General features: G+C 56.3%; 1 protein-coding gene. It reads right to left on the minus strand.

Going from position 1 to position 419, the window contains the following annotated elements; all coding sequences use genetic code 11:
• Window positions 1-419, minus strand: a 419-nt coding sequence (locus tag AC0QH1_RS07665; RefSeq protein WP_473154730.1) for a photosynthetic reaction center family protein, incomplete at both ends; no start/stop codon positions are given.

Consider the following 419-nt stretch of genomic DNA (forward strand, 5'->3'; position numbering starts at 1 on the left):
ACCAGAGAGCTGGTCACGAGAGAACCGTGCATGGCGCTGAACAGCGCACCACCGAACACGCCAGCCACACCCAACATATGGAAGGGGTGCATCAGGATGTTGTGCTCGGCTTGGAACACCAACATGAAGTTGAAGGTTCCAGAGATGCCCAGAGGCATGCCATCAGAGAAAGAACCTTGGCCGATGGGGTAGATCAGGAACACTGCGGTAGCAGCAGCAACCGGAGCGCTGTAAGCGACGCAGATCCAAGGACGCATCCCCAAGCGGTAGGACAGTTCCCACTCGCGGCCCATGTAGCAGAACACGCCAATCAGGAAGTGGAAAATCACTAACTGATAGGGACCGCCGTTGTAGAGCCACTCATCGAGAGAAGCCGCTTCCCAGATGGGATACAGGTGCAGACCGATCGCGTTAGAAGA

It is taken from the genome of Phormidium sp. CCY1219, from assembly GCF_055795085.1.